Here is a 12,367-nt window from a genome sequence, read left to right on the forward strand (position 1 = left end):
TATTTTAATTAATACATCGAATTTATTGTTTCTATCCTTTCCTATATACAATGTCTCCATCAACAATCGTCATTTCAATATTGGTATCTACTAATTCGTCTGCATTCTTCATTTGAAATGGGTCGGCAGAATAAACCGTCATATCTGCCAGCTTGCCGCGGGAAATGGTTCCTTTTAGCTTTTCTTCATTTGTTGTATAAGCTGCGTATTTTGTAAATAGATAAAAAGCTTCGTGCATGCTTAATTTTTGTTCTGGGTACCAGCCGCTGTGTGTTTCACCGGGAGCTTTTCTGGTAACTGCCGCATGAATCCCGAGTAAAGGATTCAACGGTTCAACAGGTGCATCTGAGCCACCGCCGCAGATAATGCCATTATCAAGTAATGTTTTCCAGGCATAGGCATAAGGCATGCGTGCTTCGCCAAGACGCTCTGTAACCCATGGATAGTCACTTGCAAGGAAGCGAGGCTGAATATCAACGATACGATCCGGCGTTGCAAGGCGCTTTACTAGGTCTGGATTAATGACCTGCGCATGTATCAGACGGTCTCTATAGGCGGATGCCGGAAATTGGTCCAGGGTATCAAGGACATTTTCCAATGCCTGGTCGCCAATTGTATGAACAGCAACAGGCATACCCATTTCCCTTGCGCGTTTTACGATAGTGTACAATGTATCCTGCGAGAGCATTGCTTCTCCAAATTGCCCGGGCTGATCGGAGTATGCTTCCTTCAATAGTGCCGTTCTTCTGCCGAAAGCACCGTCTGCAAATATTTTTACCGCTCCGATTTGCAGCATATTATTCCCATATCCGGTGTACATTCCCGCTGTATGCAGATCCTCTAAGAAAGGATAATCAATTAATAGATTTGCCCGCAGACCCATTTTTTCTTCATTTAATAATTCCTGATAGAGCTGGTAGGTTTGCTGTAAGCCGCCTAAATAAGCCGGATCATTGGAATGCACACTGGTTACACCATATCCAGAAACGGTGGAAATGGTTTTACGAAGTGCTTTTTTCCATGTTTGATAGGATTTATCAGGGATTTTTGCTTTAAATAATACCGCTGCTGATTCAAGAATTAAACCGGTGGGTTCTCCATTTGCATCCGTTACAATCTCGCCGCTCTCTGGAACAGCAAGCGTGCTGGAATAATTAATTTCCTCAAGCGCCTTCGAGTTAACAACGGCTGCATGCTCGCATATTCTTGTCAGAAAAAGCGGGTGGTGCGGGGCAGCCGCATCAAGCTCTTCTTTCGTAGGCAGACCGCCGTCAGTGAATAGATTTTCATCCCAGCCGGCGCCAAGCAGCCATTCTCCCTTGTCCAATGTATCGGCACGCTGTTTTATTTTATTTAAAAATACTTCTTTCTTTGTGACGCCGGTCACATCTAAATCAATAAACTTCATTGCCTGCATAGAAAGGTGGAGGTGTGTATCTGTTAACCCCGGCGTAGCAGCTTTTCCACCCAGATCAATTACCGCATCACTTTTTGCGCTCCAAAAAGAAAGCATTTGTTCATTGGATCCCATATCTATGAAATGTCCATCTTTAATAACAACAGCCTGTATAACTGGCTGCGAAGTTTGAAATGTATGTATGACCCCATTGGTATATATCTTTATCATGGAAACGCTCCTTATCTAAATTATCGTATGTTTTACATCGTTCAAAACGTATATTAAAAACGGACAGAATCATTTTACAGACGATTTGTAAACCCTAAATAGGAAAGTATTCTGTAAATGGCACTATGAATATATTTTATCAAAATTGTTTCATTTTGACAGCAGGCAGGATTGACATTTTCAGAAATTTTATTATATACTTGATTCAACAAAGTTGAACAGAAGGAAACTGGATTGAATTTTATTTGTAGTATATAAAGAGGGGTAATTTGCATGAGGTTATTGTAATACCTTGCAATATCTATGCTGGCTTATTTGGCGGGTCATGCACAATCGAGGTATATTTTCATAGCTTGAATTGAAAACGCATACAAAGGAGGGGTATGAATGTGTGGATTACCAAGCAATGTTTATTTAAAGGAAGTCGGACCAAGAGACGGTCTGCAGAACGAGCAGAAATGGATTTCTACAGAGGATAAGGTTGCATGGATTAATATGCTTTCCAAAACCGGCGTCTCGGAAATTGAGTATTCATCCTTTGTTCATCCAAAAATGATTCCTGCACTGAAGGATGCAAGGGAGGTAGGCAAACGGATCAACCGTGAAAAAGGGGTCGTCTATTCTGCTTTAGTACCGAATATGAAAGGGCTGGAGCACGCTTTAGAGGCTGGTATTGACGGTGCCTCCGTGTTTATGTCGGCGAGTGAGACGCATAACCTCAAAAATATTAATAAACGAATTCCAGAGACATATCCGATATTAACTGAGGTTATCAAAGAAGCTAAAAATGCCGGGAAAATAGTAACAGGCTATGTTTCTACGGTATTTGATTGTCCATACGAGGGACGGATTGCAGTAGAGGATGTGCTCAGTGTATGTGACCAATTAATTGAGAGCGGAGTGGACTATCTTTCCCTTGGTGATACCATTGGAACAGCTGTGCCGACGCAAGTGGAGAAATTGCTCAAAGGTCTTTTTCCTTATTTTCCAAAAGATAAACTGATACTACATTTTCATGATACGAGAGGAATGGCAATAGCTAATATCATGACGGCGCTTCACATGGGAATTACCCGTTTCGACAGTACCATCGGCGGCCTGGGCGGTTGTCCTTATGCACCGGGAGCTGCAGGTAATGTTGCTACCAATGATGTGCTGTATTTGTTAAACGGGCTGGGAATTGAGACAGGAATAAATGAGAAACGTATTCAGGAAGCAAGTATATATATTCAAAATAAGCTTGGAAAAACATTGCCGAGCAGATCGGTAGCTTATTTGAAAAATGCATGAAGATAAAACAAACAGCGGAAAAGTCTTGTCGAGCAAGTGATGGCAAGGCTTTTTGGTATGTTGCTAAGTATCGTTTCCCGTAAATGATATTCGAGAATAGATTGACTCTATTGGTTTGTCTGGATTATGATTAAATATACTATAAGAGGATGTTCAAGAAATATAATAGAACACGAATGACTATTTGGCAAAGGAAGGAATGAGCAGCATCGAATTACATAAAATTGGAGAGAAAATTAAGTATGCAAGACGCCGGGAAGATAAAACACAGCAAGAAATTGCGGACGCTTCCAATATCTCTAAAAGTCTGTTATCTAAAATTGAAAATGGACAGACTGCCTCCGCAATAGCGACGTTATCCCGAATTTGTGACGCTTTACATATACAGCTGTCATGGGTGCTGGATGATAAAGAAGAGCAGGATATTGTTATCCAAAAGAAGAGTAACCGCCCGCAAAAAGTAGGGGATGAAAGCATGGGGTATTCCTATGAAATTCTTGCTAACCGCTCCCAATATAGCGGGATTGAACCGACGATTGTCCATGTTACTCCAAAGTCTCTGAATTTGCGTGATGAAAAAACGTATACGCATTCACAGGACGAATTTATCTATATATTAGAAGGGGAAATTGAATTATTATATGATGGGAAAAAGCAGCTGCTCCAAACAGGCGACAGTGCTTATTTCGCAGGGTCCAAACCACATTTATTTCTCCCGGTAGATGAACAGGAGGCAAGGGTGTTGACCTGTTTTATTGACAGAGTCTGAATAAGGAAAGAAAACATAGGTCTAATTAATCAATATAACGTTTTTTATACTGGGAGGCAGAAGAATGAATTCACCTGAATGCCCTTTTTGTTATCCTTCTTTAATAAAAAATCAGCAAATCATATTGGAAAATGAAAAAGCAATGTTTTTACAATTAGAGGAAGCAAAGGAACCAGGGAGATCACTCGAAGGAGCTGGAGTGATTGTGACCAAAGCACATCGAGTCTATCCATTTGACTTAACAGATGGAGAATGGCTGGCAATAAAAGATCTTTTACAGCGAGCCAAAAATCTGATTGATGAAAAGCATGTGCCTTCCGGATATAACATTGGCTGGAACAGCGGGGAGGCAGCTGGTCAGCATATTATGCATGCGCATCTGCATGTATTGCCGCGCTATGAAGATGAACAGATGAGAGGAAAGGGCATACGTTATCTGTTTAAGCATGCATTAAATAGACGGCAGGGGAAGAAAGAAATTAATCTGGCTGCCGCCAGAAAAAGGCTGCATAATAAAAAATAGAAAGTAAACAAAAATCTCTGCTCATTTTAAAATGAACAGAGATTTTTATCTTTTGCTGCATTTGATTTCTGGTTTTATAACAATAAAGCTGTTCCTAAATACCTCTGGTTATGATTGGACATATTATTGGGCTATGGAGCAAAGTCCATTTGGCCGGTAATTAATAAGATAAATACGATTATCCAAAATATAAAGAAAGAAGAGGAAAGCATAAAAGATATAATCGGAATGATATTTTTTTCTGTTTTCTTTCCTAATCCAATAATTGATAATATGATACCTGCTGCTGTAAGAAAAAATGTGATATAATCACCAGCTAAGTTTCCTATGTTAGCTATCCTTGTAGGGGTTATGAAAACGATGAAAAAGCAGATAACACCTATGATAAGAGCAAAATAGCTAATAAGGCCATGTTTTTTCAGCCTATCAGGTTCATTATTCAAATTAACACCTCTTTATTCAAAGTAAAGCATGATACATCCGGATAGTCAGAGAAACAACTTTATTGCCGTGCCGCAACTATTGCTGCCTTACATTAGTTATCATTATTTTCTTCGCTTGTTTTCGCTGCAGCTACTTCTGATGCCGCTGGTGCAGGAGTTTCTTTCGATTGCGGTTTAGCATTGCCTTTCGATGCACCTGCCAGTAATTCCTTAATATCGATTCCAGAGGTTTCTTTTAGATTTTCCTGCAATGTACTGATTAAGTTGGTTGCATAGCTGGAAACTTTGTTTGCTCCGCCATTAGCGCCATTGCTTCCTGTATCGACTACTGTAATCTTATCAATATTGGATAATGGGCTTGCAACTTGTTTTGCATAATCTGGAAGCATTTTGATAACCATATCAAGAATAGCTGCTTCTCCATATTGTTCAAAGGCTTGAGCGACTTTTTCTTTCGCTTCTGCTTCCGCAAGACCTTTCAAGCGGATAACCTCTGCTTCTGATTCCCCTTGTGCACGTTCTGCATCTGCTTTCGCAAGACCGTCAACACGGATTTTTTCAGCTTCTGCACGAGCTGCTGTTTCAATACGATATTGGTTCGCATCTGCGGTAGCCATTTCTCTTGCTTTTTCAGCAATTGCAGATTGCTCCACGGAATATCTGTCCGCATCTGCTTTTTTCTTAACTTCTGAATCATATTGCTTCTCACGACGCAAAATTTCTTTTTCTTCCAATTCAATTTGCTTTTGACGCTCGATGATTTTAATTTGCATTTCTTGTTCCGTAACTTCCTGTTTGGAACGGGCTGTTTCAAAATCATAAGCTTGGTCCGCGCGTGCTTTTGCAGTATCCTGTTCACGACGGTATTCAGATGTTTTTAATTGATTTTCTTTTTCTGATTCTGCAATCTCGGTTGCCCGTTGCAATTCTGCACGTTTTGCATCTTTTGCTGCTTCCGCACGCTTGATTCTCGTTTCTTTCTCTGCTTCAGCTGTAGCGATATCTGCATCACGTTTTACTTGTGCAATACGGGGCTTACCAAGTGATTCTAAGTATCCATTTGTATCTCTTACATCTTTAATCGTAAAGGATACGATAACTAATCCCATCTTAGCTAAGTCGTTAGAAGCAACCCGCTGTACTTCCTGAGAAAACTTGTCACGGTTTTTATAGATTTCTTCAACCGTCATCGAACCAAGGATGGAACGTAGATGACCTTCCAGTACTTCTTTCGCTTCCAGCTCCCGGTCCTGTTTAGATTTTCCAAGGAATTGTTCTGCTGCTGTAGCAATTTCACTGATTGATCCGCCTATTTTAAAAATTGCTGTACCATCTGCTAAAACAGGAACACCTTGTTCTGTGTAAACTTCTGGAGTAGTTACCTCCAATTTACTAGATAAAAGACTAAGTGGTTCTGCTTGTTGAAAGACAGGAACGACGAATGTTCCGCCGCCGCGAATAATTTTAATTTTATTTCCGGCTTCATCTACGTGAACATTCTTTCCACCTAAATAACTTCCTGTAACAATGAGCGCTTCATCGGGACCGGCTGTACGGTATTTGGTTACAAATAGACCAAGCAGTGCCAAAAGAAGCGCGGCTGCTACAATAATAACAATCCACAATTCTGACATGATTTTCCTCCTCTAAGTTTTATTTTTCCGGCTGCCGGCCCCTGCGGGTAAGAGGGGAGCAGCCGGAAATACTTCACTAACATTCTCTCTATTTAAAAAGGAATGAAGCTTCAGTATATGTGAAAAGCTAATCTTTAATTAGCTAATCCAACGATTGATAGGGGCTGACATAGAAAACACCATCTTTAATTTCGATAATTAAAACACGCTCATCCTGAGAGATTGCTTCATTATCATAGCTGACAGCCGGTTTTGAGATAACTCCGCTTTTCCATTGCACCATTACTTCTCCATAACCATCTATCGGAATAGATACAATCGCAGTCCCTACACTGCCAATGAGAGCATCTTCTGAATATCCCCATGATTGTTCAGCTGATCGGATTGGAACAAGAACAAATAAATGCAGGAGAGTTACAAAAATGATACTTGATATAGAAGCAATAATTAGAATGACTAGACTTGACCAGTCTATGAACCATTCGAGAATATATCCCATGGCAGATAAAAAAATGAAAAAGGAAAGAACGAGCACCGGATGCAGGAAAGGGATGGATTCAAAAATGCCATCCAATAAATCTCCAAATAATAAAACAACAACGGTTAAAATTGCTGCTATAATCAGTATCCATAAATATAAATCTTGTATAGCGTAACCAAATAAAGTCAATATGTACCCTCCCTTTTTCCTTGTCTTACTTATATGTACGTTTATTGTTACAGTTTGGTTTCAATTTTTTGGAGAAAACGATGCGTTTTATATTATTATAATAAAACAGAGGCTCTTTTATGAAAAGAGCCTCTTTCCCTATTTAATAGTGTATTGGTTTTGTTTGTACGTTTTTATGTTAAGTATCTAAAAGAACTAGCTGATTCATTAACTCATCTAATTCTTGGCTGCAGTTAACGGTTTCTTTGGCTCCCAAGCCATTCTTTTGTGCTTGTTGTAACATTTCACTTCTTTTTTGAACAATTGATAGTACAATGGCCTCCCTGTTGTACTCATCAATCTTTACTTCTTCTTTCATATCCTTTACGATGCACCTTTCTTAGTAATATTTGGCTGCGATGAATAATGTAATAAAAGCTTATTATTAAAGTACCAAAAGAATTATCGCAAAAAGAGAAAAAAAATGAAATGCTTTCGACAAAACTAGTGGTTTTTCTTTCTCATTTTTTTAAAAAATGGTCTGAGAGTCTTACTCATAAAATAGTAGTTTAGTGATTTTACTGAATAATCGGGCATCATTATTTTCCTTTTCCTTTAAAATATATCAATACAGGCCATTATCTAGCTGGTTGTAGAGGAAGGTTTCTGTTTAATTAGCAGTGCACGAGTGTATTCCTCGGAAATATGCATTAATATTTGATTTTTCGATATATTTAGTAAAAATATGATGTTGTTCTAAAGAAGAGTGCGGTGCACTCTTACAAAGATAGTCTCCTTATTTCACAGCGGGGAGGGGAACCGTTTTTTGCAAGCACGGTAGCTATAAGGCTAACATGCATTTTTCTAAAGCTTGACTTGTTGATTAAGTAATGTTTTGCTTTTTAACCAATTAAATAAAGAGAGAAAAAAACTCTCTTTTTATTTAACTGTCTTTGATTTCATCAAAAACGACATCTGTCTGCGGATATTTTCAGATCTGGAAACAGTTTTAAACGTTAATGAAAAAGAAGGTATATCAAATGTCGAGATGGTATTTTTTAATTTTTTGATATAAGGTAACACGAGATACACCAAGCTGTTTAGCTGCCTTTGATTTATTGCCGTTACATAATTCCAATGCTTGTTCAATTGATATTTTCTCCAAATTTTCCTTCTCCAGCGGCAGTGTTTCCGTATGTGGCAAGGGAGGATTTGAAAAGGAGACCGGGAGAAAGCTTAATACATCCTGTCTGGTTAAGGTTGTTCCCTCATGCAGGATAATGATTCTTTCCATCAGGTTTCTGATTTCTCTTATATTCCCAGGCCAATGATATTGCTGCAGGGCTTCCATTGTTTCGTCAGGTATCTCTGGAATAGAAGTCTGATACTTCGCAGCAAATTGCTTTAAAAATGTTTTTGCCAGAATGCTGATATCTTTTTTTCTATCACGCAGAGGAGGCATGGTCAATTGAATAACATTTAATCGGTAAAATAGATCCGATCTGAATTTATTCTCTTGCATCAGCTTTTCTAAATCTTGATTTGTTGCAGCTACAAAGCGGACATCAATTTGTTTTCCGCCTGAGTCGCCGATACGGTAAATACGGTTTTCCTGCAGAACACGCAAAAGCTTTACCTGCATATCTAAGGGAAGCTCACCTACTTCATCTAAAAAGACTGTGCCGCCATCAGCCATTTCGATTTTCCCTGCTTTCCCTCCTTTTTCTGCACCGGTAAAGGAGCCGCTCTCATAGCCAAATAACTCACTTTCAAACAACGCCTGCGGGATGGCGCCGCAATTGACAGGAATAAAAGGGGCATTCTTTCTTTTGCTGGCATCATGAATCGCCCGGGCACATACCTCTTTCCCTGTACCGCTTTCTCCAAGAATCAAGGTGGTTGCATCGGTTCCGGCAGTTTTACTGGCGAGCCGGATCATTTGGTGGAGTGCCTGACTGTCTCCTTTTAATTTAGCAAAGGGAGAGCTGGAAGAGGCGGGAGTCATTTTTTGCTTTAGCTCCTGCAGCTCTTGGGAGGTGCTTTCTAAATTATCGTTCAGCTTCACGATGTGGGTAATATCCCGTTCAATCGAAATCACACCGATTAAAGTATTTTCCTGATTAAAGACAGGGGAGGAATTGACCACAACATGCTTATCTTTCCTTGGTCTGTGATAAGCATTTTTAACAGGCTCTTTTGTGTTTAAAACCTTCATCACCATCAGGTCATCATGCGAAAAAAAGTTTGTGATAGGCTGATTGATAATTTGTTCTTTATCGATTTGATAGGTTTGTTCGGCAGCATGGTTCCAATAGATTACTTTTTGTTCCGTGTTTACAATGGTAATGGCGTCATCTTCAGATTGTAATAATTCCTCAAAGAAAAAAAGTTCATTCATAAACTCACCTCGTAAGTGTAAAGTAATCTGTAAACCGTCTATACAATATGTGTAATTTTCCTTTACACTATTGTAAAGGTGATTTGCAATAAAAGGCAATAGAAAATCATAAAATAATGAAATCGCTTCCATTATTCGCAAGCTTTTATCAGGTGTTTTTATTAATAATGATAATACTGGCATGTTTTTTGCATATAGATTGATAGGAAAACAGAATTAAATTATCTACTAGGAGGTATGTTACATGGTGCAGCCATTTACACATGAACCATTTACAAATTTTAACAAAGAAGAGAATAGAAAAGAGCTGGAGGGAGCATTACGTTCTGTTCGCGCGGAGCTGGGTAAAGATTATCCGCTGGTTATCAACGGAGAAAAAGTTTACACAGAGGATAAACTGGTATCCATTAACTCAGCTAATAAGGAAGAAGTGGTTGGAAACGTATCAAAAGCAACAAAGGACCATGTTGAACAGGCTTTTCAGGCAGCAGTAGAAGCTTATGAAACCTGGAGAAAAGTACCTGTGGAAGACCGTGCGCATGTTTTATTCCGTGCGGCCGCTATTGTCCGCCGCCGTAAGCATAAATTTTCTGCTTGGCTGATTCAGGATGCCGGCAAGCCTTGGGATCAGGCGGATGGCGATATTGCAGAGGGCATTGACTTTTTAGAATATTATGGGCGCCAGATGCTGGAGCTTGATCAGGGAAAACATGTAGAAGACCGTATTACGGAAAATAATAAATATTTTTATAAAGCAATGGGTCCCGGCGTTGTTATCCCACCATGGAATTTTGCATTTGCTATTGTGTGCGGAACGGTTGCTGCTCCGATTGTTGCTGGAAATCCGGTCTTATTGAAGCCTTCTGAAAATACACCAGTGATTGCATATAAGCTTGTAGAAGTATTAGAAGAAGCTGGTCTGCCTAAGGGCGTATTAAATTTTGTGCCGGGTGATCCAAAGGAAATTGGCGATTATCTGGTAGACCACAAAGATACACATTTTATTAACTTTACCGGTTCACGAGCGACTGGTGTCCGTATTTTTGAACGTGCAGCTAAAATACAAGATGGACAGCAGCATCTGAAGCGGGTTGTTGCAGAAATGGGCGGGAAGGACACAATTATTGTTGATGAAACAGCTGATTTAGATTTGGCTGCTGAGTCAATTGTTCATTCTGCATTCGGATTCTCCGGGCAAAAATGCTCTGCATGCTCCCGTGCAATCATCCATGAGGATGTCTACGATGAAGTTATCAGGAAATCAGTTGAAATTGCCAAAACATTAACTGTCGGCAATCCATCCGAAGAAAATGTGTATATGGCTTCGGTCATTAACCAGACACAATTTGATAAAATCAAAAACTATATTGAAATTGGCAAGGAAGAAGGAGAGCTTGTTTTCGGTGGAGAAACAGATGACTCTAAAGGCTTCTTTATCTATCCAACTATTTTCAAGGATCTGAACCCTAAAGCACGTATCATGCAAGAGGAAATCTTTGGACCTGTCGTTGCGTTTGCAAAGGCAAAAGACTTTGATGAGCTGTTAGAGATTGCAAACAATACGGAATATGGGTTAACAGGAGCGGTTATTTCTACAAATCGCGCTCATTTAGAACGTGCCCGGGAGGATTTCCATGTCGGCAACCTGTATTTTAACCGCGGCTGTACAGCAGCAATTGTCGGTTACCAGCCGTTTGGCGGGTTTAAAATGTCAGGAACTGATTCAAAGGCAGGAGGTCCGGATTACCTGCAGCATTTCTTAGAGGCTAAAATTGTGTCAGAACAATTTTAATAGATAGCAGCTTGCCTGTGAACAGAAGCAGAAATCGTTTTTTCTGTTCACAGGAAGCATTTAAAATGAAGAGCTTGTTTTGAAGATGGGGGGATATTGGGTTATGGCTAATTTAGCTAGAAATTTTTTTATAGGACTTTCCAATAATGACTTTTTAAATAAAAGCGCGAGAAAATTTGGAACGCGGTTTGGAGCAGAACGTTTCGTAGCCGGAACCGTTTTCGATGCCATTGTTCCTGTGATAAGAGAGTTGAATCAAAAACAGATATCTTGTACAATGGACCACCTCGGAGAGTTTGTAACAGATAGAAATGAAGCGGTGCATGCAAAAGAGAAAATCATAGCGATGCTCCGCCAAATCAAGGAAGAGCATTTGGATTGCCATATTTCTATTAAACTGACGCAGCTGGGGCTGGATATTGAAGAATCTTTTTGTATTGAAAATGTGGAGCAGATTCTAGACGTGGCTCATGCATGTGACATTTTTGTGAACATAGATATGGAGAAGTATATCCACTATGAGAAAACCCTGGAGATTCTGAAAAGTCTTCGAAAAAGCTATACCAATGTCGGTACTGTTATACAGACATACTTGCTTGATGCAGAGAAGGATTTAAGCGGTCTTGAAGATGTGCGTCTGCGCATCGTAAAGGGCGCCTATAAGGAAGACAGTACAGTTGCGTATTCCTCTAAAGAGGACATTGATAAGAATTTCCTGATGATAGCAAAGAAAAGGTTGCTTGGAAAAGCTTTTACATCTATCGCAACGCATGATCATCGTATCATTCAGGAATTAAAGGAGTTTATCGAGGAACATCATATTTCAAAAGATCGTTTTGAATTTCAAATGCTTTATGGTTTTCGAGTCGATATGCAGCATCAACTAGTAAAAGAGGGATTTCGATTCTGCACATACATCCCCTTTGGAGAGGATTGGTTCGGATATTTTATGCGCCGTTTGGCAGAGAGACCGCAGAACCTGAATCTTCTTATGAAAGATGTTTTTTATACTGAGGAGGATAAGCTGAAAAAGCAGCCGATTATTATTGGAACTGCAGCGTTAACATTGTTGCTTTTTTTGGGGAGACGGAGGAAGAAGGAGCAGAATAACTGATAACTTAAAAAGGGTTGTTTCTAATACCGTCTTTTTCAACGCCTGTCGCTAGAGATAGGATGATGATCAAAATACAAATTACAAGTTTTACACTTGTTATTATAAATTTTATCACGGAGAAGCGTCCG

General features: G+C 39.6%; 11 protein-coding genes. 5 read left to right on the forward strand and 6 right to left on the reverse strand.

The features are described from left to right. Positions 1-31: 31 nt before the first annotated feature. Positions 32-1,627: an amidohydrolase gene (locus ACZSMY_RS03105; protein ID WP_193064834.1), complete on the reverse strand. Its 1,596-nt coding sequence runs from the start codon at positions 1,625-1,627 to the stop codon at positions 32-34. A gap of 387 nt (positions 1,628-2,014) precedes the next feature. On the opposite strand from ACZSMY_RS03105, the gene ACZSMY_RS03110 reads away from it, so the two are divergent. From ACZSMY_RS03110 to ACZSMY_RS03120, 3 genes are all read left to right on the forward strand, one after another. Further along, positions 2,015-2,917 (forward strand): hydroxymethylglutaryl-CoA lyase, encoded by a 903-nt coding sequence (locus ACZSMY_RS03110; protein ID WP_256704779.1) that lies wholly within the window; start codon positions 2,015-2,017, stop codon positions 2,915-2,917. A 199-nt stretch (positions 2,918-3,116) separates the two neighbouring features. After that, complete coding sequence (locus ACZSMY_RS03115) at positions 3,117-3,686, forward strand: helix-turn-helix domain-containing protein (protein WP_042536301.1); 570 nt, start codon at positions 3,117-3,119, stop codon at positions 3,684-3,686. Positions 3,687-3,750: 64 nt separating this feature from the next. Continuing rightward, entirely contained in the window at positions 3,751-4,209 is a 459-nt protein-coding gene (locus ACZSMY_RS03120) for an HIT family protein (RefSeq protein WP_042534561.1), read from the forward strand. Between the two features lie 131 nt (positions 4,210-4,340). On the opposite strand, the gene ACZSMY_RS03125 is transcribed toward ACZSMY_RS03120, so the two are convergent. The 5 genes from ACZSMY_RS03125 to ACZSMY_RS03145 form a co-directional block, all read right to left on the reverse strand. Further along, positions 4,341-4,652, reverse strand: a complete 312-nt coding sequence (locus ACZSMY_RS03125) for a hypothetical protein (RefSeq protein ID WP_465147448.1) — start codon at positions 4,650-4,652, stop codon at positions 4,341-4,343. A gap of 92 nt (positions 4,653-4,744) precedes the next feature. Beyond that, positions 4,745-6,286, reverse strand: a complete 1,542-nt coding sequence (locus tag ACZSMY_RS03130) for a flotillin family protein (protein WP_042534557.1) — start codon at positions 6,284-6,286, stop codon at positions 4,745-4,747. A 142-nt stretch (positions 6,287-6,428) separates the two neighbouring features. Beyond that, positions 6,429-6,956, reverse strand: coding sequence for an NfeD family membrane protein (locus ACZSMY_RS03135; RefSeq protein WP_193064831.1), 528 nt, complete (start codon positions 6,954-6,956; stop codon positions 6,429-6,431). A gap of 178 nt (positions 6,957-7,134) precedes the next feature. Beyond that, positions 7,135-7,314: an aspartyl-phosphate phosphatase Spo0E family protein gene (locus ACZSMY_RS03140; protein ID WP_042534554.1), complete on the reverse strand. Its 180-nt coding sequence runs from the start codon at positions 7,312-7,314 to the stop codon at positions 7,135-7,137. A 657-nt stretch (positions 7,315-7,971) separates the two neighbouring features. Continuing rightward, entirely contained in the window at positions 7,972-9,333 is a 1,362-nt protein-coding gene (locus tag ACZSMY_RS03145; protein ID WP_193064830.1) for a sigma-54 interaction domain-containing protein, read from the reverse strand. A gap of 244 nt (positions 9,334-9,577) precedes the next feature. Between ACZSMY_RS03145 and pruA the strand changes: the two genes are divergently transcribed. Continuing rightward, a complete protein-coding gene (gene pruA, locus ACZSMY_RS03150) occupies positions 9,578-11,125 on the forward strand; it encodes an L-glutamate gamma-semialdehyde dehydrogenase (protein ID WP_193064829.1) in 1,548 nt (515 codons plus the stop codon). A gap of 103 nt (positions 11,126-11,228) precedes the next feature. Then, positions 11,229-12,239, forward strand: a complete 1,011-nt coding sequence (locus tag ACZSMY_RS03155) for a proline dehydrogenase family protein (RefSeq protein WP_042534548.1) — start codon at positions 11,229-11,231, stop codon at positions 12,237-12,239. Positions 12,240-12,367: the final 128 nt, after the last annotated feature.

This window comes from Oceanobacillus sp. B139/18, from assembly GCF_055524595.1.